At 64.2% G+C, this 25306-nt stretch carries 22 protein-coding genes; 17 read left to right on the plus strand and 5 right to left on the minus strand.

Annotation, left to right across the window (positions count from 1 at the left end; all coding sequences use genetic code 11):
- Positions 1–214 precede the first annotated feature (214 nt).
- Positions 215–715: a GNAT family N-acetyltransferase gene (locus BM059_RS23485; protein ID WP_208606127.1), complete on the minus strand. Its 501-nt coding sequence runs from the start codon at positions 713–715 to the stop codon at positions 215–217.
- Positions 712–1254 carry a gamma carbonic anhydrase family protein gene (locus tag BM059_RS23490; RefSeq protein WP_074941562.1) on the minus strand — a complete coding sequence of 181 codons (543 nt, stop codon included), beginning with the start codon at positions 1252–1254 and terminating at the stop codon, positions 712–714. The genes BM059_RS23485 and BM059_RS23490 overlap by 4 nt, the downstream gene beginning before the upstream one ends.
- A 130-nt stretch (positions 1255–1384) precedes the next feature.
- Here BM059_RS23490 and prlC point away from each other — a divergent pair, with 130 nt between their 5' ends.
- Both prlC and BM059_RS23500 read left to right on the plus strand, forming a co-directional pair.
- Entirely contained in the window at positions 1385–3433 is a 2049-nt protein-coding gene (gene prlC / locus BM059_RS23495) for an oligopeptidase A (RefSeq protein ID WP_074941563.1), read from the plus strand.
- Positions 3430–3717, plus strand: coding sequence for a YheV family putative zinc ribbon protein (locus BM059_RS23500; RefSeq protein WP_037004404.1), 288 nt, complete (start codon positions 3430–3432; stop codon positions 3715–3717). Before prlC ends, BM059_RS23500 begins: the two co-directional genes overlap by 4 nt.
- A gap of 252 nt (positions 3718–3969) precedes the next feature.
- Here the strand turns inward: BM059_RS23500 and BM059_RS23505 are convergent, their stop codons facing one another.
- A complete protein-coding gene (locus BM059_RS23505; protein WP_074941564.1) occupies positions 3970–4761 on the minus strand; it encodes an AraC family transcriptional regulator in 792 nt (263 codons plus the stop codon).
- An 81-nt stretch (positions 4762–4842) separates the two neighbouring features.
- Here BM059_RS23505 and BM059_RS23510 point away from each other — a divergent pair, with 81 nt between their 5' ends.
- The 14 genes from BM059_RS23510 to BM059_RS23575 all read left to right on the plus strand — a co-directional run bounded on the left by BM059_RS23510 (position 4843) and on the right by BM059_RS23575 (position 20674).
- A complete protein-coding gene (locus BM059_RS23510; RefSeq protein ID WP_074941565.1) occupies positions 4843–5835 on the plus strand; it encodes a bile acid:sodium symporter family protein in 993 nt (330 codons plus the stop codon).
- Positions 5836–5885: 50 nt separating this feature from the next.
- Positions 5886–6392, plus strand: coding sequence for a hypothetical protein (locus tag BM059_RS23515; protein WP_074941566.1), 507 nt, complete (start codon positions 5886–5888; stop codon positions 6390–6392).
- A 72-nt stretch (positions 6393–6464) separates the two neighbouring features.
- Entirely contained in the window at positions 6465–7526 is a 1062-nt protein-coding gene (locus tag BM059_RS23520; protein WP_074941567.1) for a PA0069 family radical SAM protein, read from the plus strand.
- Positions 7527–7586: 60 nt separating this feature from the next.
- Positions 7587–8492: an AraC family transcriptional regulator gene (locus tag BM059_RS23525; protein WP_037004419.1), complete on the plus strand. Its 906-nt coding sequence runs from the start codon at positions 7587–7589 to the stop codon at positions 8490–8492.
- Positions 8493–8719: 227 nt separating this feature from the next.
- Positions 8720–10030: an ABC transporter substrate-binding protein gene (locus tag BM059_RS23530; RefSeq protein ID WP_074941568.1), complete on the plus strand. Its 1311-nt coding sequence runs from the start codon at positions 8720–8722 to the stop codon at positions 10028–10030.
- 214 nt (positions 10031–10244) lie between these two features.
- Positions 10245–11177, plus strand: a complete 933-nt coding sequence (locus tag BM059_RS23535) for a carbohydrate ABC transporter permease (protein ID WP_074941569.1) — start codon at positions 10245–10247, stop codon at positions 11175–11177.
- Between the two features lie 10 nt (positions 11178–11187).
- Positions 11188–12021, plus strand: a complete 834-nt coding sequence (locus BM059_RS23540) for a carbohydrate ABC transporter permease (RefSeq protein WP_074941570.1) — start codon at positions 11188–11190, stop codon at positions 12019–12021.
- A gap of 15 nt (positions 12022–12036) precedes the next feature.
- On the plus strand, positions 12037–13140 hold the full coding sequence (locus tag BM059_RS23545) for an ABC transporter ATP-binding protein (RefSeq protein WP_074941571.1): 1104 nt from the start codon (positions 12037–12039) through the stop codon (positions 13138–13140).
- A 26-nt stretch (positions 13141–13166) separates the two neighbouring features.
- Positions 13167–14642 (plus strand): mannitol dehydrogenase family protein, encoded by a 1476-nt coding sequence (locus BM059_RS23550; RefSeq protein WP_074941572.1) that lies wholly within the window; start codon positions 13167–13169, stop codon positions 14640–14642.
- Positions 14643–14658: 16 nt separating this feature from the next.
- A complete protein-coding gene (tal, locus tag BM059_RS23555) occupies positions 14659–15621 on the plus strand; it encodes a transaldolase (protein ID WP_074941573.1) in 963 nt (320 codons plus the stop codon).
- Positions 15622–15623: 2 nt separating this feature from the next.
- Positions 15624–17123: a xylulokinase gene (xylB, locus tag BM059_RS23560; protein WP_074941574.1), complete on the plus strand. Its 1500-nt coding sequence runs from the start codon at positions 15624–15626 to the stop codon at positions 17121–17123.
- A gap of 29 nt (positions 17124–17152) precedes the next feature.
- Positions 17153–18106, plus strand: a complete 954-nt coding sequence (locus BM059_RS23565) for a carbohydrate kinase family protein (RefSeq protein WP_074941575.1) — start codon at positions 17153–17155, stop codon at positions 18104–18106.
- A gap of 13 nt (positions 18107–18119) precedes the next feature.
- A complete protein-coding gene (pgi, locus tag BM059_RS23570; protein ID WP_074941591.1) occupies positions 18120–19784 on the plus strand; it encodes a glucose-6-phosphate isomerase in 1665 nt (554 codons plus the stop codon).
- A 161-nt stretch (positions 19785–19945) separates the two neighbouring features.
- Entirely contained in the window at positions 19946–20674 is a 729-nt protein-coding gene (locus BM059_RS23575; RefSeq protein WP_051564007.1) for a carbonic anhydrase, read from the plus strand.
- A gap of 251 nt (positions 20675–20925) precedes the next feature.
- On the opposite strand, the gene oadA is transcribed toward BM059_RS23575, so the two are convergent.
- Positions 20926–22737: a sodium-extruding oxaloacetate decarboxylase subunit alpha gene (oadA, locus tag BM059_RS23580; RefSeq protein WP_074941576.1), complete on the minus strand. Its 1812-nt coding sequence runs from the start codon at positions 22735–22737 to the stop codon at positions 20926–20928.
- Positions 22738–22745: 8 nt separating this feature from the next.
- A complete protein-coding gene (locus BM059_RS23585) occupies positions 22746–24161 on the minus strand; it encodes an acetyl-CoA carboxylase biotin carboxylase subunit (RefSeq protein WP_074941577.1) in 1416 nt (471 codons plus the stop codon).
- 154 nt (positions 24162–24315) lie between these two features.
- Here BM059_RS23585 and BM059_RS23590 point away from each other — a divergent pair, with 154 nt between their 5' ends.
- Positions 24316–25290, plus strand: coding sequence for a LysR family transcriptional regulator (locus tag BM059_RS23590; protein ID WP_074941578.1), 975 nt, complete (start codon positions 24316–24318; stop codon positions 25288–25290).
- The last annotated feature ends 16 nt before the right edge of the window (positions 25291–25306 follow it).

Below are 25306 nucleotides of genomic sequence, written 5' to 3' on the forward strand. Positions count from 1 at the left end.
GAAGTTCTTCACTGCCGTGTAGGCAGCTCAGAAAGTCTCGAGGTTCGGCGAGATCTCGAGCAGCCCCTTCACTGCCGTGTAGGCAGCTCAGAAAAACTGCGGTAGCTGGGCGTTTTTGCGCGGCGACTTCACTGCCGTGTAGGCAGCTCAGAAACACACATCCGGGTTATTCATATCGGCGCGCTTCTTCACTGCCGTGTAGGCAGCCCTAAATTCACTCCGCCAACGCACGAAACATCACATGGCAATCCACCAGTCCATGCCGGGCGTGGCGGTATGCCTTGGGCAAGGTGCCGACGATGGCGAAGCCGTGTTTCTGCCACAACGCCACAGCGACCGTGTTGGTCGCCACCACGCTGTTGAACTGCATGGCGCTGAAGCCCAGTTCGCGCGCGATTTCCAGCGAATGGGTGCAGAGCTTGCCGGCGATGCCCTGGCCGCGCGCAGCGGGGGCCGTCATGTAGCCGCAGTTGCACACATGGTCGCCAGGGCCGGCGGCGTTGGCCTTGATGTAGTAGGTGCCAAGGATCTGCCCGCCCTGCTCGGCGACAAAGGTGGCACGCGGCAGTTCTACCCAGGTTTTCCAGGCAGTTTCACGATCCATGTGCGGATCGAAGGCGTAGGTTTCCTGCGCCTGCACCACGTCTCGGATGATCGGCCAGACCTGATCGAAGTCGGCCATCTCGATAGGTCGAATGATCAACTCGACACTCACTGATCGTAACCCTCGGCCAGGTGCAGATCCTTGAGCTTCACGTAGTTGCCAGCGGTATAGCTGAAGAAGTTGCGCTCCTTGTCGGTCAGCGGGCGTGCCTGTTTCACTGGGCTGCCGACGTACAGGTAGCCGCTTTCCAGGCGTTTGCCCGGCGGCACCAGGCTGCCGGCACCGATGATCACCTCGTCTTCGACCACCGCGCCGTCCATGACGATGCTGCCCATGCCGACCAGAATGCGGTTGCCCAGGGTGCAGCCATGCAGGGTGACCTTGTGCCCGACGGTCACTTCATCACCGATGATCAGCGGGTAGCCATCGGGGTTGAACGGCCCGGCGTGGGTGATGTGCAGCACGCTGCTGTCCTGCACGCTGGTGCGCGCACCGATGCGGATGCGGTGCATGTCGCCGCGGATCACGGTCAGCGGCCAGACCGAGCTGTCCTCGCCCAGCTCGACGTCGCCGATGACCACGGCGGAGGCGTCGACGAAGACGCGCGCGCCCAGTTGTGGAACGTGCTGCTGGTATTTGCGAATCGCCACGATAGAGGCTCCTGGGCTGCGGGAAAGCTTGATTGTAATTAAGATGGCCCCCATGTCTGTTGTTAGCGTGCTGGATTGCCTCGAATGCCAGCCAGCACAACACCGTTTCCTTCGCCATAGGTGCCTCGTCGTGACCGCGAACAATCCCCTGCTGCAAGACTTCGACCTGCCGCCCTACTCGCAGATCAAACCGCAACACGTCGAGCCCGCCGTCGACCAGATTCTCAAAGACAGCCGCGCCGCCATCGCCAAGCTGCTGGAGCACCAGCAGGCCAACCCGAGCTGGGACGGCCTGGTACTGGCCCTGGATGAACTGGGCGCGCGCCTGGGTCGGGCCTGGAGCCCGGTGAGCCACCTCAATGCCGTATGCAACAGCGCTGAACTGCGTGCCGCCTACGAGGCCTGCCTGCCCAAGCTGTCGGAATACTGGACCGAGATGGGCCAGAACAAGCCGCTGTTCGACGCCTATGACGCACTGGCCAAGAGCCCAGCTGCCGCCAGCTTCGACGTGGCGCAGCAGACCATCCTCGAACACGCCCTGCGTGACTTCCGCCTGTCCGGCATCGACCTGCCGGCCGAGCAGCAGAAGCGCTACGGCGAAATCCAGATGCGCCTGTCCGAGCTGACCAGCAAGTTCTCCAACCAGTTGCTCGACGCCACCCAGGCCTGGACCAAGCAGGTCACCGATGAGGCCGCGCTGAACGGCCTGACCGACTCGGCCAAGGCGCAGATGAAGCAGGCTGCCGAAACCAAGGGCCTGGACGGCTGGCTGATCACCCTGGAATTCCCCAGCTACTACGCGGTGATGACCTACGCCGACGACCGCGCGCTGCGCGAAGAGCTGTACGCCGCCTACTGCACCCGCGCCTCCGACCAGGGGCCGAATGCCGGGCAAAACGACAACGGCCCGCTGATGGCCGAGATTCTCGACCTGCGCCAGGAGCTGGCGCGCCTGCTCGGCTTCGCCAACTACAGCGAACTGAGCCTGGCCAGCAAGATGGCCGAGAACACCGATCAGGTGCTGAGCTTCCTGCGTGACCTGGCGGTGCGCAGCAAGCCGTTCGCCGAACAGGATCTGGCCGAACTCAAGGCCTTCGCCGCCGAGCAGGGCCTGAACGACCTGCAGAGCTGGGACGTCGGATACTACAGCGAGCGCCTGCGCCAGCAGCGCTACAGCATCTCCCAGGAAGAAGTGCGCGCCTGGTTCCCGGTGGACAAGGTGCTGAGCGGCCTGTTCGCCATCGTGCAGAAGCTCTACGGCATCGAGATTCGCGAGCTGAAAGGCTTCGACACCTGGCACCCCGACGTGCGCCTGTTCGAGATTCAGGAGAACGGCCAGCACGTCGGCCGCTTCTTCTTCGACCTCTATGCCCGCGCCAACAAGCGTGGCGGCGCCTGGATGGACGGCGCCCGCGACAAGCGCCGCAGTGCCGATGGCAGCCTGATCAGCCCGGTGGCCAATCTGGTGTGCAATTTCACCCCGCCGGTCGGCGGCAAGCCGGCGCTGCTGACCCACGACGAGGTCACCACGCTGTTCCACGAATTCGGCCATGGCCTGCATCACCTGCTGACCCGCGTCGAGCATGCCGGCGCCTCGGGCATCAACGGTGTGGCCTGGGATGCGGTCGAGCTGCCGAGCCAGTTCATGGAGAACTGGTGCTGGGAGCCGGACGGCCTGGCGCTGATCTCCGGCCACCATGAAACCGGCGAGGCGCTGCCGCAGGCCATGCTGGACAAGATGCTGGCGGCGAAGAACTTCCAGTCCGGGCTGATGATGGTGCGCCAGCTGGAGTTCTCGCTGTTCGACTTCGAGCTGCACGCCACCCACGGCGACGGTCGCAGCGCGTTGGACGTGATCGAGGCGATCCGTAGCGAAGTCTCGGTGCTGCGCCCGCCGGCTTACAACCGCTTCGCCAACGGCTTCGCGCACATCTTCGCCGGTGGCTATGCGGCCGGTTACTACAGCTACAAGTGGGCCGAAGTGCTCAGCGCCGATGCCTTCTCCAAGTTCGAGGAAGAAGGCGTGTTCAACGCCGATACCGGCCGCGCCTTCCGTGAAGCCATCCTCGCCCGTGGCGGCTCGCAGGCGCCGATGGTGCTGTTCGTCGACTTCCGTGGCCGTGAGCCGAGCATCGACGCCCTGCTGCGTCACCTCGGCCTGAGCCAGGAGGCGGCATGAGCGACACACCAGTGAATGCCACCCCGAAACGCTTCATCGCCGGCGCCGTGTGCCCGGCGTGCAGCGAGACCGACAGCATCAAGATGTGGAACGTCGACGGCGTGCCGCACCGTGAATGCGTCAAGTGCGGCTATGCCGACACCCTCGACGCGCGCGGCAACTCGGTGCCCAAGGAGATCCCCACGCGGGTCAACGTCAGTGGCCTTAAACCCAAGGCCGCCGACCCCAATGTGCAGGCGGTGCAGTTCTTCCCCAACCCGAAGCTGAAAAAGCCCAGCGAGTGATCCGTAGCGCGTAGCCGCTCGGTATCTGCGTAGGGTGGGTTAGCGGCGCCGAACACCTATCTCGCCAGCGCCAGAAGAAGCAGCGCGCTCGGATGGCCGCCCCACGTAACCCACCAGGCGATAGAACGTGTGGCGCCGATGGTGGGTTACGCCGCAGCGGGCACAGCGGGTGTTTCAACAATGCATGGCAGGCGGCTAACCCACCCTACGAATCGGGGCGATTGCTGCAGGCGAGTTGTACTCGCCTCGACCTTACTCGCGGAAAAATTCACCGGGTGTTGCGCCGAACTGGCGGCGAAAGGCGGCGATAAAGGCCGATAACGAGTCATAGCCGCAGGCCAGCGCCACGTCGGTGACGCGCTCGCCCTGCTCCAGCGGAGTCAGCGCATCGAGCAGGCGTTGGCGCTGGCGCCAGACGCGGAAACTCAAACCGGTTTCGCGTAGAAACAGCCGGCTCAGGGTCTTTTCCGACACTCCCAGGCGTTCGCCCCATTCGCCCAGGCCCAGCTGGCGCAGCGTCGCATCCCCCAGCCCCTGACACACCTCGCGCAGCCGCGCGTCCTGCGGCAACGGCAGCATCAGCGCGACGTCCGGGGCCGCACGCAATTCGTCCAGCAACACGGCGGCCAGCCTGCCCGGCGCGCCCTGCTCGTCATATTCGGCCGGCAGCGCACTGAAACCGCGAATCAGCTCGCGCAGCAGCGGGCTGACTGCCAGCACCCGACACGCGTCCGGCCCCCAGGGCACTGCACTGCCGTCGATGTACAGGCTGCGCATCTCGGTGCGCGGCGAGCTGAATACCTGGTGCTCGACACCCGCCGGCACCCACACCGCCCGCTGCGGCGGGGCAACGAAGCGCGCGCCAGCGGTCTGCACCTCGAGCACCCCGGCAATGGCGTAGGACAGCTGCACCCAAGGGTGCGTATGACGGAAGGTCAGGGCGCGGTTGGTCAGCGATTCGGTGCGGCCATAGAGCGGCCGAGGCAGGCTCGTTAGCTCGGGCAGGCTGCGATGCAGGGTGGCAGATTGTCTGTTTGGCGACACTTGCTGGCTCTTTAGCGTTAGCCGGAAATTTTCGACGACGATAGTCTGGCGTCCTCCTGTATCGCAAGTCCGAGATTCGCCATGTTCCTGCGCCGCCTGCTGCCCGACAATTTCACCCTGACCCTGCTCGCCGTGGTGCTCGCTGCCACGCTGTTGCCGGCCAGTGGTCAGATCGCCACGATCTTCGAATGGATCACCAACCTGGCCATCGCCCTGCTGTTCTTCATGCACGGCGCCAAACTGTCGCGACAAGCAATTCTTGCTGGCGCCGGGCACTGGCGTCTGCACCTGCTGGTGTTCGCCTGCACCTTCATCCTCTTCCCGTTGCTCGGCCTGGCGCTCAGGCCGGCGCTTGAGCCGCTGCTGGGCAAAGAGCTGTACCTGGGCATGCTCTACCTGTGCGCCCTGCCGGCCACCGTGCAATCGGCCATCGCCTTCACCTCGCTGGCGCGCGGCAACATCCCCGCGGCGATCTGCAGCGCGGCAGCCTCCAGCCTGCTGGGTATCTTCCTCACGCCGCTGCTGGTGGCCTTCCTGATGGGCGTGCAAGGTGACAACGGCTCGACCCTCGATGCCATCGGCAAGATCAGCCTGCAGTTGCTGCTGCCGTTCGTTCTCGGCCAGATCGCCCAGCGCTGGATCGGCGGCTGGGTCAACCAGAACAAGAGCTGGCTGAAGTACGTCGACCAGAGCTCGATCCTGCTGGTGGTCTACACCGCCTTCAGCGCCGCGGTGATTGGCGGCCTGTGGCAGCAGGTGCCGCTGGTCACCCTGCTGCTGGTGATTGCCGCCTGCTGCGTGCTGCTGGCCCTGGCCCTGGTGCTCACCCACCTGCTGGGCAAATGGCTGGGTTTCAGCCTGGAAGACCGCATCACCATTCTCTTCTGCGGCTCGAAGAAGAGCCTGGCCACCGGCGTGCCGATGGCCCAGGTACTGTTCGCCGGCAGCGCCATCGGCGTGCTGATCCTGCCGCTGATGCTGTTCCACCAGATCCAGCTGATGGTCTGCGCGGTATTGGCGCAGCGCTACTCGCGTCGCCAGGAAGACGTCGCCAGTCTGCAGAGCGCTTCCTAAACGCGTCGGCGATGGGTTAGCGTGGGCCACCCTCGCTCACAAGGATGTCCATGCGCCCTCTCGCCTACCTGATCGGCGCGGCCCTGCTCGGTGCCGCGCCCGCCGCCAGTGCTGCAGAGTTCGGCCAGTCGATCTACGCCGGGATGAACGCCCGCTTCGATACCGCCACGACGCCGCCCTATCAGAATCTTGAACCCGAGCTGCGCATCTTGCTGCAGTCGAAAAAGGCCTACAGCACCCGCAACCACTTCTGCATCGTCGGTTACCGTTGGCCGGACGGTCATTCCTTTGCCTCCGTGCACTGGCGCGAAGGCGGGCTGATCGTGCGCTGGTATGGCGGCACGAGCTGGGCGGACGATGAGTTCGAGTGGTACTTCAACAAGGCCGTCAACCTGCAGACCGGCGTGATCGATGCCGATGATCCACAAGGCAGCACCTTCCTGGTCACCCTTCGCCAGGCAAACGGCACGCTGGAAGATTGCCGCCGCTACGGCCGCCAGTACGTGGTCGAGCCCTTTACCCCACCGCCGCCACCACCGGTCGAAGAGGACTATTGACCGGCGCGTAGCACTGGCGCGGATTGGACAACCCATATACTGTTCATGCATACAGTATATGGAGCGTTTCATATGTCCCTGAATCTGCCGCCGCGCGGTCGCGGCACCGCCAGCAACCCGCACAACCGCTACGCGCCAACCCGCTCGCAGCAGGAAGATGACGGTTGGTATCAGGACGAGACGCCGCAAAGCCGTGCCACCGAAGTGCGCAAGGAAAAGGCGAAGACGGCGATCACCCGCAACAACTCGCCGGATGTGGGCTTCGACCGTTCGGTGAACCCCTACCGTGGCTGTGAACATGGCTGTATCTACTGTTTCGCCAGGCCGACTCACGCCTACTGGGACATGTCGCCCGGCATCGATTTCGAAACCCGTCTGATCGCCAAGACCAACCTGGCCGAACGCCTCGAAGAGCAGTTGCAGAAACCGGGTTATATACCGCAGCCGATTGCCCTGGGCATGAATACCGACGCCTACCAGCCCATCGAGCGTGAACAGCGCCTGACCCGCCAGACCCTGGAAATCCTGCTGCGCTACAAGCACCCGCTGCACCTCATCACCAAGGGCTCGTTGATCCTGCGCGACCTCGACCTGCTCAGCGAGCTGGCCCACCACAACCTGGTCAGCGTGGCCTTCAGCCTGACCACCCTGGATGACGAACTGAAACGCATCATGGAGCCGCGCACTGCCGCCCCAGCGGCGCGCCTGCGGGCGATGCGCACGCTGCACGAAGCCGGCATACCGGTGAGCGTGATGTGCGCACCGATGATTCCGCAGATCAACGACATGGAGCTGGAGGCGCTACTCGAAGCTGCCCGTGATGCCGGCGCCCGCTCGGCAGGTTACGTGCTGCTGCGCCTGCCACTGGAGATTGCCGGGTTGTTCGAAGAATGGCTGCAGGTGCACTTCCCAGACCGGGCCGCGCACGTGATGAGCCTGATTCGCCAGAGCCGCGGCGGCAAGAATTACGACAGCCGCTTCGGCAGCCGCATGCGTGGCGAGGGCCAGTTCGCCGACTTGCTGGAGCAGCGCTTTCGCCTGGCGCGGCGCAAGCTCGGCCTGGACCGGCGCGGCAGCGTGATGCTGGACTGTTCGCAGTTCTGCCCGCCGGGCGCGCAATTGAGCCTGCTCTGACTTGGCAGCCCGTCTCGATATGTTAAAAGGTGGTGATCGAGGTACTGACCGACGACGACCATGAACCGCACATCCCGCGTAGCCGACCCGTCCTACGAACTGATGGACGACCACGAAGGCCATTCGCTGATCTACCGTCAGCACGGCTTCCCCTCGCCGCTGGTGCGTTGGCACTTCCACAAGGAGTACGAGCTGCACCTGATCGTCGCCAGCTCCGGCAAGGTGTTCATCGGCGACTACATCGGCAACTTCTCCCCGCAGACGCTGTTCCTCACCGGCCCTGGCCTGCCGCACAACTGGATCAGCCAGGTCGAGGAAGGCGAGGTGGTTCAAACCCGCGACATGCTGGTCAACTTCACCGATGAGGTGCTGGGAAGCGGTACCGCCGTGTTCGCCGAGCTCAATATCCTGCAACCCTTGCTGGCTCGTGCGCAGTTCGGCATCGAGTTCCGCGACCCGCAGCTGATTCGCGAGGCCGGCGTGCTGATGGGCAAGATCGCCAGCAGCCGGGGCATTACCCGCCTGGGTCATTTCTTCATCCTCATGGAGCTGCTCGCCGGCAGCGAGGATTACCAGTTGCTCTCCGCCGTGACCTCGTCGGAGCTAGGCGACGAGCAACATGTCGAGCGCATCAACCGGGCGGTGGACTACATCTTCCAGCACTACGCGCAGGGCATCAGCCAGGAAGAAGTCGCCGAACACCTGGGCATGACCACCACCTACTTTTCGCGTTTCTTCAAACAGGCCACCGGGCGAGGTTTCGTCGAGTTCGTCAATCGCCTGCGCGTGAGCAAGTCCTGCGAGCTGCTGAGCAAGAGCGACAAGCCGGTGACCGACGTGTGCTTCGAGTCCGGCTTCAGCAACATTTCCAACTTCAATCGCCGTTTCCAGCAACTCAAGGGCATGACGCCCTCGGGCTATCGCAAGCTCGCGGTGCAGCGCCTGACCGAGCAAAACCTGTACTGAATCGGCAGCAGCACTCTGCGCCAAAATCCTCCACAACCCTCATGCCAGGCAGCTTCTACGACATCCAGGCTGGTTTCCGCTCGCCTATCGAGTGCAAAAAAGTATCGATCACTGTGCGTTCAAGGATTTGTCCGCGCGCGCTTGCGGGGGTGTAATCCGGCCCGAGCGAAACAAAAACAATAACGTTCTTCCGTAGCCGTACTGGCACGGGAGAGGAGTTCACAAGAATGAACAACTCGATCAAAGCACTCGTTGCCGCCTCCTGCCTGTCCCTCACCGTAGTCGCCCAGGGCGCCGAAACCCTGACCATCGCCACGGTCAACAACAGCGACATGATCCGCATGCAGCGGCTCGCCAAGACCTTCGAAGAACAGAACCCCGATATCCGCCTGAAATGGGTGGTGCTCGAGGAAAACGTGCTGCGCCAGCGCCTGACCACCGATATCGCTACTCAGGGCGGCCAGTTCGACGTACTCACCATCGGCATGTACGAAGCGGCGCTGTGGGGCGAGAAAGGCTGGCTGGAGCCGATGACCGACCTGCCGGCCGACTACGACCTCGACGACGTGTTCCCTTCGGTGCGTGAAGGCCTGTCCGTCAAGGGCACGCTGTACGCCCTGCCGTTCTATGCCGAAGCCTCGATCACCTACTACCGCAAGGATCTGTTCGAGCAGGCCGGGTTGAAGATGCCCGAGCAACCGACCTGGGAGCAGATGGCCGAATTCGCCGGCAAACTGCATCAGCCAGACAAGGGCGTCTACGGTCTGTGCCTGCGCGGCAAGGCCGGCTGGGGCGAGAACATGGCGCTGATCACCACCCTGGCCAACGCCTACGGTGCGCGCTGGTTCGACGAGCAGTGGCAACCGGAATTCACCGGCAGCGAGTGGAAGAACGCCCTCAACTTCTACGTCGACAACATGAAGAAGTATGGCCCGCCGGGCGCCTCCAGCAACGGCTTCAACGAGAACCTGGCGCTGTTCAACAGCGGCAAGTGCGCGTTGTGGGTCGATGCCAGTGTCGCCGGCTCCTTCGTCACCGACACCTCGCAGAGCAAGGTCGCCGACTCGGTCGGTTTCACCTTCGCGCCGACCCAGGTCACCGACAAGGGTGCCTCCTGGCTGTACTCCTGGGCGCTGGCGATTCCCACCAGCTCCAAATCCAAGGACGCCGCCAAGACCTTCAGCGCCTGGGCGACTTCCAAGGCCTACGGTGAACTGGTCGCCGAGAAGGATGGCGTGGCCAACGTACCGCCAGGCACGCGCGCCTCGACCTACAGCGATGCCTACATGCAGGCTGCGCCATTCGCCAAGGTCACCCTGGACTCGCTGAAGAAGGCCGACCCAGCCAACCCCAGCGCCAAGCCGGTGCCGTATGTAGGCATCCAACTGGTGACCATTCCCGAGTTTCAGGCCATCGGCACCAGTGTCGGCAAGCTGTTCGCAGCCGCACTGACCGGGCAGATGCAGCCTGAACAGGCCCTGCAAGCCGCCCAGCAGAGCACCACGCGGGAAATGAAACGCGCCGGGTATCCGAAATAACACCACCAGGATCGCTCTCACGCTCTGCGTGGGAGCGCATATGAGGACGCTCCGCGTCCGCTGACTCGGTGTCACGGGGCGCAGAGCGCCCCAGGATGCATTCCAACGCGGAGCGTAGGAACGAGCAAACGAGCAAAGTAGCCATTTTTCGGTCCCGTAGGGTGGGCCGCCCACTCGCCTTACGCCACCACCCAATTCCGCCCTCGGAGGCATGATGAATTCCCCGGCCATCGACTCACCCGCCACGCAGGCCAGCACACCGGCACCGCGTAAAGCACGGCGCCTGGCGCCCGGCTGGTTTCTGGTCAGCCCGTCGGTGCTTCTGCTGCTGATCTGGATGATCGTGCCGCTGGGCATGACCGTTTATTTCTCGCTGATCCGCTACAACCTGCTCTACCCCGGCGAAAACGATTTCGTCGGCCTGGAGAACTTCGAATACTTCGTCACCGACGCCGCCTTCCTCTCCGGCGCTGGCAACACCCTGCTGCTGGTCGGCAGTGTGCTGCTGATCAGCGTGGTGCTCGGCGTGCTGATCTCCGCGCTGCTGGAAGCCAGCGAGTTCTTTGGCCGGGGCATCGTGCGGGTGCTGCTGATTTCGCCGTTCTTCATCATGCCCACGGTCAGCGCGCTGCTGTGGAAGAACCTGATCTTCCATCCGGTATCGGGGATTCTCGCCGCCATCTGGCAGTTCTTCGGCGCCCAGCCGGTGGACTGGCTGGCCCACCACCCGCTGTTCTCGATCATCATGATCGTGTCCTGGCAGTGGCTGCCGTTCGCCATCCTGATCCTGATGACCGCCATGCAGTCACTGGATCAGGAGCAGAAGGAAGCCGCGCGCCTCGACGGCGCCGGCCCCATCGCCATCTTCTGGCACCTGACCCTGCCGCACCTGGCGCGGCCGATTGCCGTGGTGGTGATGATCGAAACCATCTTCCTGCTCTCGGTGTTCGCCGAGATCTACACCACCACCAGCGGCGGCCCCGGTTATGAATCGACCAACCTCGCCTACCTGATCTACACCCAGGCGCTGCTGCAGTTCGACGTCGGCATGGCCTCGGCCGGCGGACTGATCGCCGTGGTCATCGCCAATATCGCCGCCATCGTGCTGATCCGCATGATCGGCAAGAACCTGACCGACAAGCAGTGAGGGCACTGAGATGCTGACGCTGAAACAATCCCGTCGCCTGCAAAGCGTGCTGGTCGGCACACTGGCCTGGGCCATTGCCGCGCTGATCTTCTTCCCGATCTTCTGGATGGTGCTGACCAGCATGAAGACCGAGATCGACGCCTTCGCCACGCCGCCGCAGTTCATCTTCACCCCGACACTGGAGAATTACCTGCACATCAACGAGCGCAGCGACTACTTCGCCTTCGCCTGGAACTCAGTGTTGATCTCCGTCTCGGCGACGCTGCTGTGCATGTGCCTGGCCGTACCGGCGGCCTACTCCATGGCCTTCTTCGAAACCCGCCACACCAAGCGCACGCTGCTGTGGATGCTGTCGACCAAGATGCTGCCGCCGGTGGGCGTGCTGGTACCGATCTACCTGCTGGCCAAGCAGTTCGGCCTGCTCGATTCACGCCTGGCGCTGATCATCATCTACACCCTGATCAACCTGCCGATCATCGTGTGGATGGTTTACACCTACTTCAAGGACATCCCCGTGGACATCCTCGAAGCGGCGCGCCTGGATGGCGCCACTACCTGGCAGGAGATCGTCCGCGTGCTGCTGCCGATCGCTCGCGGCGGCCTGGCCTCGACCATGTTGCTGTCGCTGATCCTGTGCTGGAACGAGGCGTTCTGGTCGCTCAACCTGACCAGCTCCGCCGCTGCCCCGCTGACTGCCCTGGTGGCCTCCTACTCCAGCCCCGAGGGCCTGTTCTGGGCCAAGCTTTCCGCCGTTTCGACCCTGGCCTGTGCGCCCATCCTGATCTTCGGCTGGATCAGCCAAAAACAACTTGTACGCGGCCTGTCCTTCGGCGCGGTGAAATAACGGGAGACTTTCCACATGGCTGATCTGAAGATCCGCAATCTGCAAAAAGGCTTCGACGGCACGGCGATCATCAAGGGCGTCGACCTGGACATTCGCGACCGTGAATTCGTGGTTTTCGTCGGCCCCTCGGGCTGTGGCAAATCCACCCTGCTGCGCCTGATCGCCGGGCTCGAAGAAGTCAGCAGCGGCCATATCGAGCTCGACGGCCAGGACATCACCGACATGGCGCCGGCGCGCCGTGATCTGGCCATGGTGTTCCAGACCTACGCGCTGTACCCGCACATGACCGTGCGTAAGAACCTGTCCTTCGCCCTCGACCTGGCCCACGTGGGCAAGCAAGAAATCGAGGCCAAGGTCGCCAACGCCGCGCGCATCCTGCAGCTCGACGCCCTGCTCGAACGCAAGCCCAAGCAGCTCTCCGGTGGACAGCGCCAGCGCGTGGCCATCGGCCGTGCCATCGTGCGCAACCCGAAGATCTTCCTGTTCGACGAGCCGCTGTCCAATCTCGACGCCGCCCTGCGCGTGCAGACCCGCCTGGAACTGGCGCGCCTGCACAAGGACCTGCAGGCCACCATGATCTACGTGACCCACGATCAGGTCGAAGCCATGACCCTGGCCGACAAGGTGGTGGTGCTCAATGGCGGCCGCGTCGAACAGGTCGGTTCGCCGCTGGAGCTGTATCACCACCCGGCCAACCTGTTCGTCGCCGGCTTTCTCGGCACACCGAAGATGGGCTTTCTGCGCGGCACCCTGAACAGGGTCGAGGCAGACAGCTGCGATGTGCAACTGGAATGCGGCACGCGCCTGACGCTGCCGCTGTCCGCCGCCGGCCTCAGCGTCGGCAGCAGCGTGACCCTGGGCGTACGCCCGGAACACCTCAACGTGGTCAGCGCCGGCAGCGGCCGCATGCAGGTGACCGCCGATGTCAGCGAGCGCCTGGGCAGCGACACCTTCTGCCACGTGTCCTGCGCCTCCGGCGAGATGCTCACGGTGCGCGTGCGTGGCGACTTCGCGCCGCGCTATGGCGACACCCTGACCCTGGATTTCGACACGGCGCACTGCCACCTCTTCGACGCCGATGGCCAAGCCGTCGCCAAACCACTGCAGCAGGCCGCCTGACGCCGCTCCATCACGGGATGTTCCAGATGAAACTCAATCGCCAGCAGCTTTCCCGGCTTGGCGGCGCCGTCGCGCTGCCCAGCTACACCGCCGACATGATCCGCACCGGCATCGCCCATTTCGGCGTCGGCGGCTTTCACCGCGCCCATCAGGCGGTCTACACCGACGCCCTGATGAACCAGGGCCTGGCGCTCGACTGGGGTATCTGCGGGGTCGGCGTGCGCAGTGAAGACCGCGCCATGCGCGATGCCCTGGCCAGCCAGGACTACCTCTACACCCTGGTCGAACTGGGCGACGAGCCGAACCTGCCGGTGCGGGTGATCGGCGCGATCAACGACATGCTGCTGGCCGAAGAGTCGCCGCAGGCGCTGATCGACAAACTGGCCGACCCGGCGATTCGCATCGTCTCGCTGACCATCACCGAGGGTGGTTACTGCATCGACGACAGTACTGGCGAATTTCTCGCCGAGTTACCAGCCATCCAGCACGACCTGCAACATCCCGAGTCACCAAAGAGCGTGTTCGGCTTTCTCTGCGCCGCCCTGGCCAAACGCCGCGCCGCCGGCATCCCGGCCTTCACCCTGATGTCCTGCGATAACCTGCCGCACAACGGCGATGTCACGCGCAAGGCGCTGCTGGCCTTCGCCCACCTGGCCGACCATGAGCTGGCCACCTGGATCGACCACCACGTCAGCTTCCCCAACGCCATGGTCGACCGCATCACGCCGATGACCAGCGCCGCCCATCGTCAGCAACTGGCCGAACAACATGGCGTCGACGACGCCTGGCCAGTGGTCTGCGAGCCCTTCGTGCAATGGGTGCTGGAGGACAAGTTCGTCAGCGGCCGTCCGGCCTGGGAGGCGGTCGGCGTGCAGTTCACCGACGACGTCACGCCCTACGAGGAGATGAAGATCAAGCTGCTCAACGGCAGCCACCTGGCGTTGACCTACCTGGGCTTTCTCAAGGGCTATCGCTTCGTCCACGAAACCATGAACGACCCGCTGATGCGCCAATACGTACGCACCTTCATGGACCTCGATGTGACGCCGCAGCTGGCGCCGGTGCCGGGCATCGACCTGAGCACCTACAAGGACACGCTGATCGAGCGCTTCTCCAACCAGGCCATCGCCGACCAGTTGGAGCGGGTCTGCTCCGATGGCTCGTCGAAGTTTCCCAAGTTCATCGTGCCCACCCTGCATCGCCTGATTGAAGACGGCAAACCGCTGGACCGCGTGGCCCTGGTGGTCGCGGCCTGGGCGCTGTACCTCAAGGGCGTGGACGAAGCCGGCGCCAGCTACCGCATACCCGACCCGCGCGCCGAACACTGCCAGGCACTGGTGGCCGACGACGCGCAACTCACCGCACGGGTGCTCGGCGAGGAGGCAATCTTCGGCAGCGCACCGGGCCGTTCGGCCGAGTTCGTCGCCGCCTTCGAACGCTGCCTGGCCAGCCTGCGCGAGCAGGGCGTGAGCCAGACCCTGCACAACCTGTTGCACACCTGAGGCCCTGGAGACGCATATGCCCAGCCTGCTAGCGCAACTCAAGCAGCACAGCGTGGTGGTCGCCGATACTGGCGACCTGGCCGCCATCGATCGTTTCCAGCCCGAGGACGCCACCACCAACCCATCGATCATCCTCAAGGCGTTGCAAGCCGGGCAGTACCAGCACCAGGTGGACCACGCGCTGCGCCAGGCAATGGCCAGCGGCATCTCGGTCCCGGCGATCATTGCAAATGCCTGCGACCGCCTGGTGGTGAGCATGGGCGTGGAAATCCTCGCCGCGATCAGCGGCAAGGTCTCCACCGAAGTACCTGCGGCGCTATCCTTCGACACCGCGGCCACGCTGGCGCGAGCACGCTCACTGCATCAGCGTTACCAGCAGTTGGGCGTACCCAGCGCGCGCGTGCTGGTGAAGATCGCCGCCACCTGGGAAGGCATTCAGGCGGCGCGGCAACTGGAGCGCGAAGGTATTCGCTGCAACCTCACGCTGATCTTCAACCTGGCGCAGGCACGCGCCTGCGCCGAGGCCGGCGTGTATCTCGTATCGCCCTTCGTCGGGCGCATTCTCGACTGGCACAAGCGGCAGAATCCGGACATCAGCTTCGACGCCGAGAACGATCCCGGCGTGTTGTCGGTGCGCCAGGTCTATCGCTTCTTCAAGCAACATGACTACGCCACGGTGGTGATGGCGGCGAGCTTTCGCAACATCGGCGAAGTGCTCGCCCTGGCCGGCTGTGACTGCCTGACCATCAGCCCTGCCCTGCTCGCCGAACTGGAGCGAAGCAGCGGCGAGCTGCAACCGGCATTGGCGGATGACGGCCGCCGACTACTCGCGCCGGCCTGCCTCGATGAAGCGCAATTTCGCTGGCTGATGAACGAAGACCCCATGGCCACGGAGAAACTCGCCGAAGGTATTCGCCAGTTCCATGCCGATCAGCTCGCCCTGGAAGCGCTGCTGATCGAGCGCATGCGAGAGCTCTGAGCATGTACCTAGGTATCGACTGCGGTACTCAGGGCACCAAGGCCCTGGTGCTGGATGCCGACAGCGGTCAGGTGCTCGGCGCCGGCAGCGCCAGCCATACGCTGCAGAGCGGCGCCAATGGCCGCCGCGAGCAGCAGCCGCAGCAGTGGCTGGAGGCCTTCGAACAGGCCACTCGACAGGCGCTGGCGGCCGCCGGAATAAGCGGCGAGCAGATTCTCGGCATCGGCGTCTCCGGTCAGCAGCACGGCCTGGTACTGCTCGACGAACAAGGCGCGGTGCTGCGCCCGGCCAAGCTCTGGTGCGACACCGAGTCGACCCCGGAGAACCAGCGTCTGCTCGATCATTTCGGTGGCGAGGCTGGCTCGCTGCAACGCCTGGGCGTGGCCATCGCGCCCGGCTACACGGTGTCCAAGCTGCTCTGGACCAAGGAGCAGCACCCGGAGCTGTTCGCCCGCATCGCACATATCCTGCTGCCGCACGACTACCTCAACTACTGGCTTACTGGCCGCGCCTGCAGCGAGTACGGCGACGCCTCCGGTACAGGCTATTTCGACGTACGCACGCGTAGTTGGGACCGCGAGCTGCTGAACGTCATCGACTCCAGCGGGCGCCTGTGCAACGCGCTGCCAGAGCTGATCGAGCCGGATCAGCCAGTGGGCCGCCTCCTTCCACAGATCGCCCGACAACTGGGCCTGAACCCGAATGCCGTGGTGGCCAGCGGCGGCGGCGACAACATGATGGGCGCCATCGGCACCGGTAACATCCGCCCCGGCGCGATCACCATGAGCCTGGGCACCTCCGGCACGCTCTACGCCTACAGCGACCAGCCGATAATCAGCTCGCACGCGCAGGTGGCGACCTTCTGCTCGTCATCCGGCGGCTGGCTACCGCTGATCTGCACCATGAACCTGACCAGCGCCACCGGGCTGATCCAGCAATTGCTCGAGCTGGACATCCAGGCCTTCGGCGCGCTGGTCGAGCAATCGCCCATCGGCGCCGAGGGCCTGCTGATGCTGCCGTTCTTCAACGGCGAACGGGTGCCGGCACTGCCGAGTTCGCGCGCCAGCCTGCTGGGCATGGACAGCGACAACCTGACCCGCGCCAACCTGTGTCGGGCGGTGGTCGAGGGCAGCAGTTTCGGCCTGCGCTACGGCCTCGATCTGTTGCGCGCCAGCGGCCTGCAGAGCCAGACCATCCGTCTGATCGGCGGCGCGGCGAAGAGCCCGGTATGGCGCCAGGTGATCGCCGACATCATGGGCACGCCACTGGTCTGCCCGCAGCACACCGAAGCCGCCGCGCTGGGCGCCGCGATCCAGGCCGCCTGGTGCCTGACGCCAGGCACGGATCGTCAGGCGCAGCTGGCTGCGCTATGCGAGCGTTGCGTGCACCTCGATGCCAGCACACAAACCCAGCCGGACGCAGCACGCACGGCGCAGTACGAAATGGTCTATCAACGCTACCGCGAGCAGGTCAGCCTGCTGGCCGATAGCAAACCGGCGTGAGAACGCCTTGAATCATTAGGGAGAGGAACATGTACCTGGTCTGTGGCGAAGCGCTGTTCGACGTGTTCATCCAGAATGACGGCGGGCGTGGCAATGAGCTGGCCTTCAAGGCCATCGCCGGTGGCTCGCCGTTCAACGTGGCGCTGGGCTTGCGCCGCATGGGCGCCGACTCGGCGCTGTTCACCGGGATTTCCTCGGACAGCCTCGGCCAACACCTACGCCAGGTGCTGCGCGACGAGGGCGTGAGCGATAGCTATCTAATCGCCAGCGATGCGCCGACCACCCTGGCAATGGTCGGCCTGGACGCCGCCGGCTCGCCACACTACTCCTTCCGCGGTGAAGGCTGCGCCGACCGCCTGCTGCTCGACGAGCACCTGCCGACACTGAATGCCCAGGTGCGCGGGCTGCATGTCGGCTCGCTCTCACTGGTGGTGGAACCGGTGGCCAACACCCTGCTGCAGCTGGTGCAGCGCGAACATCAGCAACGCCTGATCAGCCTCGACCCTAACGTGCGCCTTGGTCCGGCGCCGGATATCGCCCACTGGCGCGAACGCGTCGAGACCTTTGCCGGCTACGCGCATCTGATCAAGGTCAGCGAAGAGGATCTGCAACTGCTGTACCCCGAGCGCGACCCGCAGCAGGTCGCGGCGGGCTGGCTCAATGAACGCTGCCAACTGGTGTTTCTCACCCACGGCAGCAAAGGCGCCAGCGTCCACAGTCGCCACGGGCACTGGTCGGCACCGGCGGTGGAGGTACACACCCGCGACACCGTCGGCGCTGGCGATACCTTCCAGGCCGCGCTGCTCAGTTACCTCGCCCGTCACGCGCTGGACACCCCCGAGGCACTGGCGACGCTGAGCCGCGAGCAGATCAACGACATGCTGCGCCTGGCCATCGAAGCCGCCGCGCTGACCTGCTCACGGGTCGGGCCTGACCTGCCCTATCTGCATGAGCTGGACCGCCATCACCTGGCAGCGCGCTGAAGAGGATTACCCGATGCCTTGCACCCCGTCCGCCCAGGACGTCACCCAACTGCCCAGCTGGCGGGCGCTGAGCGAGCATCGCCAGGCGCTGGACGGCTTCAACCTGCGTCAGGCGTTCACGAACGACCCACAACGCTTCGGGCGCTTTTCCCTGGATGACTGCGGCCTGTTCCTCGACTACTCGAAGAACCTGATCGACCAGCACACGCGCAGCCTGCTGGTCGACCTGGCCAGCGACGTCGGCCTGGAGCAGGCCATCGCAGCGCTGTTCGAGGGTGCGCAGGTCAATGCCTCGGAGCGCCGCCCGGCCTTGCATACGGCGTTGCGCCGACCGTTGGGCGACCGCGTACTGGTCGATGGTGAGGACGTGATGCCGCAGGTACACCGCGCCCTGCTACGCATGAGCGAGCTGGTCGGGCGCGTGCATCACGGCCTGTGGCGCGGCTATAGCGACAAGCCCATCACCGACGTGGTCAATATCGGCATCGGCGGCTCCTTTCTCGGCCCGCAACTGGTCTCCGAGGCGCTGCTGCCCTTCGCCCAACGCGGCGTGCGCTGCCACTACCTGGCCAATATCGACGGCAGCTCGTTTCAGGAGCTGGCCGCCAAGCTGAGCGCCGAGACCACGCTGTTCATCGTTTCGTCGAAAACCTTCAGCACCCTGGAAACCCTGAAGAACGCACAAGCGGCGCGCGGTTGGTACCTGGCCCAAGGTGGCTCGGAGGAAGAACTGCACCGGCACTTCATGGCGGTATCGAGCAACGTCGAGGCTGCCAAAGCCTTCGGTATTCGCGAGGAAAACATCCTGCCGATGTGGGACTGGGTCGGCGGGCGCTACTCGCTGTGGTCGGCCATCGGCTTGCCGATCGCCATGTCCATCGGCATTTCCAACTTCAAGGAGCTGCTCACCGGCGCCTATCGCATGGACCTGCACTTCCAGCAGGCGCCGTTCGAACGCAACATGCCGGTGCTGCTGGCCCTGCTCGGCGTCTGGTACGGCAACTTCTGGGGTGCGCAGAGCCACGCCATCCTGCCGTACGACCATTACCTGCGAAACATCACCAAGCACCTGCAGCAGCTGGACATGGAGTCCAACGGCAAGCGCGTACGCCAGGATGGCAGCGCCCTGCAGATCGCCAGCGGGCCGGTGATCTGGGGCGGCGTCGGCTGCAACGGCCAACACGCCTACCACCAGCTGCTGCACCAGGGCACGCAGCTGATCCCCGCGGACTTCATCGTCCCGGTGAGCAGCTACAACCCGGTGGCCGACCATCACCAGTGGCTGTTCGCCAACTGCCTGTCGCAAAGCCAGGCGTTGATGCTCGGCAAGAGTCATGCGGAGGCCGAAGCCGAGCTGCGCGCCCAGGGCCTGAGCGAAGACGAGGTGCAGCGCCTGGCGCCGCACAAGGTGGTGCCCGGCAACCGCCCCAGCAATACCCTGGTGCTGGAGCGGGTCAGCCCCGGTCGCCTGGGCGCGCTGATCGCCCTCTACGAACACAAGGTCTTCGTGCAGAGCGTGATCTGGGGCATCAACGCCTTCGACCAGTGGGGCGTGGAGCTGGGCAAGGAGCTGGGCAAGGGCGTCTATTCGCGCATGGTCGGCAGCGAGCCGAGCGGCGCCGAAGACGCCTCCACCCAAGGCCTGATCGACTTCTTCCGCGGTCACCATCGCGGCTGACCACAGCACCAGCGGCTGGCCCGGCCGCCGGTGCCGTGCATCAATTGCAAAGATCTGCCAGTTGTCGCTCGGCTTGCCGAAGGCGACACTTGCGTGTGACTCGCACCCAGCTGCCGCTGTCGTTCTAGCAGCGTATTTTCGATAACAAAGAGGTTCAGGGCATGCCTTACAAACACCAGGTGATTCCGCTTCAGACCCACGAGGGCAACGAGACCGCCGATCAGGCGCTGCACAGCATCGTCGATGGCTTCAAACGCTTTCGTAACGAGGTCTTCCCGCAGCAGGAAGAGCTGTTCAAGAAGCTCGCCACCGCCCAGAACCCCCGCGCCATGTTCATCACCTGCGCCGACTCGCGCGTGGTGCCGGAACTGATCACCCAGAGCTCGCCCGGCGACCTGTTCGTCAACCGCAACGTCGGTAACGTGGTGCCGGCCTACGGGCAGATGATGGGCGGCGTCTCCACCGCCATCGAATACGCGGTGATGGCCCTGGGCGTGCAACACATCGTCGTCTGCGGTCACTCCGACTGCGGCGCGATGAAGGCGGTACTCAACCCGGCGTCGCTGGAAACCATGCCCACGGTAAAAGCCTGGCTGCGCCATGCCGAGGTGGCTCGCAGCGTGGTGGCAGAGAACTGCAACTGCAGCGACGACAAGGAAACCCTGGCGGTGCTCACCGAAGAGAACGTAGTGGCGCAGCTCAACCACCTGTGCACTCACCCGTCGGTGGCAGCCAAACTGGCGCGCGGTCAGCTGTTCATCCATGGCTGGGTATATGACATCGAAACCAGCCAGATCAAGGCCTACGATGCCGAGCTGGGCACCTTCCTGCCGCTCGACGGCGACAAGATCCCAATGGCCACGCCGCGCTCGCGTTTTCCACAGGCCTGAAATGCGCCGGCCGGAGTCAAGGCTCCGGCCGGCTGAAGGGAAAAGGCCATGCCCCGCGCCAGCGGTGCTGATCGCCCGCGCTGTGCTTGCGCACCTGGGGCATGGCCAGAGAACTGCGGTAAAAAAAGAAGCCTTGCGGCTCCCGGGTCTCAAACCCTGTGGCGCCTCATGCGACGCGCCTGTGAATAAAAAAGGAGCCCGGGTTACGCCCCGTCAAACTTGCCCATCCAACAGGCCGGGCTCCATAGAGGTTAACCTTCGATTTCCACCAGTACTTCGCCCGGATTGACGCGGTCGCCCTTGGCCACATGAACGGCCTTGACGGTGCCGGCAATTGGCGCCTGTACTTCGGTTTCCATCTTCATTGCTTCAGTGATCAGCACGGCCTGACCGGCCTTGACCGTGTCGCCTTCCTTGACCAGCACATCGACGATGTTGCCCGGCATGGTGGTGGACACGTCGCCCGGTGCAGCGGCCTGCTTGCGCTTGCCACCGCTGCCTGCGACGAAATCGTTGAGCGGCTCGAACACCACTTCTTCCGGCATGCCGTCGATGGACAGGTAGAAGTGGCGCTTGCCGTCGCCCTTGACGCCGACACCGGTAATGTCCACGCGGTAGCTTTCGCCGTGCACGTCGACCACGAACTCGGTCGGCACGCCTTCGCCGCCCACCGGTGCCGCCTTGCCCTGGCCGTTCGGCATGGGCAGCAGCTCTTCCGGCTTGAGGGTGCCGGCCGCGCGCTCTTCGAGGAACTTACGCCCGATATCGGGGAACATGGCGAAGGTCAGCACGTCCTCTTCGGACTTGGCCAGGCTGCCGATCTCTTCACGCAGGCGCGCCAGCTCGGGTTTGAGCAGGTCGGCCGGGCGCACGTCGATCACTTCTTCGCTGCCGATGGCCTGCTTGCGCAGTTGCTCGTCGACCTTGCCCGGCGCCTTGCCGTAGCGGCCCTGCAGGTAAAGCTTCACTTCGTTGGTGATGGTCTTGTAGCGCTCGCCGGCCAGCACGTTGAAGAACGCCTGAGTGCCGACGATCTGCGAAGTCGGGGTCACCAGCGGCGGGAAACCGAGGTCGGCACGCACGCGCGGAATCTCTTCCAGCACTTCGTTCATGCGGTTCAGCGCGCCCTGCTCCTTGAGCTGGTTGGCCAGGTTGGAAATCATCCCACCCGGTACCTGGTTGACCTGCACACGGGTATCCACGCCGGTGAACTCGCTCTCGAACTGGTGGTACTTCTTGCGCACGGCGTGGAAGTACATGCCGATTTCCTGGATCAGCTCCAGATCCAGGCCGGTGTCGAACTCGCTGCCCTTGAGCGCGGCGACCATCGACTCGGTGCCCGGATGGCTGGTGCCCCAGGCCAGGCTGGAAATGGCGGTGTCGATATGGTCGGCACCGGCTTCGATGGCCTTGAGCTGGCACATCGAACCGAGACCGGCGGTGTCGTGGCTGTGGATGAACACCGGCAGGTCGACTTCGCTCTTCAGCGCCTTGACCAGTTCGAAGGTGGCGTACGGCGTGAGCAGGCCGGCCATGTCCTTGATGGCGATGGAGTCGATGCCCATCGCCTGCATGGCCTTGGCCTGGGCGACGAAGGCCTCGGTGGTGTGCACCGGGCTGGTGGTGTAGGCGATGGTGCCCTGAGCATGCTTGCCGGCAGCCTTGACCGCCTCGATGGCCACGCGCAGGTTACGCACGTCGTTCATCGCGTCGAAGATGCGGAACACGTCGATGCCGTTGACCGCCGCCTTGGCCACGAACGCTTTGACCACGTCATCGCTGTAGTGGCGGTAGCCGAGCAGGTTCTGCCCGCGCAGGAGCATCTGCAGGCGGGTGTTGGGCAGCGCGGCCTTGAGCTGGCGCAGGCGCTCCCACGGGTCTTCCTTGAGAAAGCGCACGCACGAGTCGAAGGTGGCGCCGCCCCAGACTTCCAGCGACCAGTAGCCGACGCGGTCGAGCTTGTCGCAGATCGGCAGCATGTCTTCGGTGCGCATGCGCGTGGCCAGCAGCGACTGGTGGGCATCGCGCAGGACGGTATCGGTAACGGTGATCTTCTTGCTCATGATGTCCCCTACAGGCCCGCGTGGGCAGCGATGGCGGTGGCGATGGCGATGGCCAGGTGCGACGGGTTGCGCTTGATCGAGTACTCGGTCAGTTCCGGGTGGCTTTCGACGAAGCTGGTATTGAACTGGCCGCTACGGAATTCCGGATTACGCAGAATTTCCTGGTAATAGGGCGCAGTGGTACGCACGCCCTGCACGCGCATGTCGTCCAGCGCGCGCAGGCCACGGTCCATTGCCTCTTCCCAGGTCAGCGCCCAGACGATCAGCTTCAGGCACATCGAGTCGTAATAGGGCGGAATGGTGTAGCCGGTGTAGATCGCCGTGTCGGTGCGCACACCGGGGCCGCCGGGCGCGTAGTAACGGGTGATCTTGCCGAACGAGGGCAGGAAGTTGTTCTTCGGGTCCTCGGCGTTGATACGGAACTGCAGGGCATAACCACGGTGGATGATGTCTTCCTGCTTGACCGACAGCGGCAGGCCGCTGGCGATGCGAATCTGCTCGCGAACGATGTCGATGCCGGTGATTTCCTCGGTGATGGTGTGTTCCACCTGCACCCGGGTGTTCATCTCCATGAAGTACACCTCGCCTTCGGCGAGCAGGAACTCCACGGTACCGGCGTTCTCGTAGCCCACGGCCTGCGCGGCGCGCACGGCCAGGTCACCGATATAGGCGCGCTGTTCGGGAGTGAGCTGCGGGCTGGGGGCGATTTCGATCAGTTTCTGGTTACGGCGCTGGATCGAGCAATCGCGCTCGTACAGGTGCACGGTGTTGCCAAAGCTGTCGGCGAGGATCTGCGCCTCGATGTGCTTCGGATTGACGATGCATTTTTCCAGGAAGACTTCGGCGCTGCCAAAGGCCTTGGTCGCCTCGGAGATCACCCGCGGGTAGGCCTGCTCCAGCTCCTCACGGCTGTTGCAGCGGCGGATACCACGACCGCCGCCACCGGAGGTGGCCTTGAGCATCACCGGGTAGCCAATGCGCTCGGCTTCACGCAGGGCTTCGGCCAGGTCGGCGACGTTGCCTTCAGTGCCGGGGGTGCAGGGCACGCCAGCGGCCATCATGCTGCGGCGGGCTTCGGTCTTGTCGCCCATGCGGCGGATGACTTCCGCGCTCGGGCCTATGAATTTGATCCCACGTTCGGCGCAGATCTCTGCAAGTTCGGCGTTTTCAGAAAGAAAACCGTAACCAGGATGCAGCGCATCGCAGCCGGTTTCCACGGCCAGGTTGACCAGCTTGCGCGGGTTCAGATAGCCAGCCAGCGGGTCTTCGCCAATGCTGTGCGCTTCGTCGGCACGCTTGACGTGCAATGCATGACGGTCCGCATCGGAGTAGATCGCCACCGAGCGGATACCCATCTCGGCGCAAGCTCGCACGATGCGGACGGCAATCTCACCACGGTTGGCGATCAGTATTTTTCTTATCACGATCCAATCCTCAGCGCAGAGCTGCAAGGGCCGCTGCAACAGTTGGTTGCAAACGTGGTGAAACCCTATCCGGCTGTACGAATTAACAAAAATGAATAATTATTTTATCGTGCATAAGTAATTACTTATGAATTGATCGAACGAGGGCGAAAACGTGCGTAAAACCCTGCTGCGCATGACGCTGCGCCAGCTTCAGGTGTTCCGGGCGGTGTGCGAACACGGCTCCTACAGCCGCGCAGCCGAGGACATGTCGCTGACCCAACCGGCCGTGAGCCTGCAGATTCGTCAGCTGGAGGAGCTGGTCGGCCAGCCCTTGTTCGATTATGTCGGCAAGAAGCTTTACCTGACCGAGGCAGCCGAGGCACTCAAACGGGCCAGCAGCGATATTTTCGGCCGCCTGGAGAGCCTGGATATGCAGCTGTCAGACCTGCAGGGCTCACTGCAGGGGCAGCTCAATTTGTGCATCGAATCCAGCGCCAAGTACTTCATTCCCCACCTGTTCGCCGAATTTCGCCGCCAATACCCAGACGTCATCCTCAACCTGACAGTGGTCAACCACGCCCTGGTGGTGCGCCGCCTGACCCAGAGCCGCGATGACCTGATGATCATGAGCCAGGTGCCGCAGGACATGGCGCTGGACTTCATGCCCTTCCTCAACAACCCGATCATCGCCGTGGCGCCGCCCGATCACCCGCTGTGCGAGGCAGAAAACCTGCAGTTGCAGGACCTCACCACCTACCCACTGCTGATCCGCGAAAGCGGCTCGGGCACTCGCCGCGCCTGCGAGGAGTACTGTCACCAGAAACGCGCACACTTCCCGCATACGTTGGAAATCGGCTCGCTGGAGTCGCAGCGCGAAGCGGTGCTGGCCGGGCTCGGCATCGCCCTGCTACCGCGTGATGCCGTACGCCTGGAGTTGCAGCATGGCCTGCTGCGCGAGCTGCCGGTGGCCGAGTTGCCCTTGCAGCGCAGCTGGTGCGTGGTGAATATCCGCGGCCGCCGTCTGTCCCCGGTGGCGCAGGCCTTCGTCGACTTCATCCGCACCGAGCGCGCGCGCATCGTCAAACTGGCCGAACGCTTTCAGGCCAGCAGCGCAGGATCGGGCAAGAATCTCGCAGGATCGGCCTAACCCTTCTTAACTGGCA

Source organism: Ectopseudomonas composti (assembly GCF_900115475.1).
Lineage (GTDB): Bacteria > Pseudomonadota > Gammaproteobacteria > Pseudomonadales > Pseudomonadaceae > Aquipseudomonas > Aquipseudomonas composti.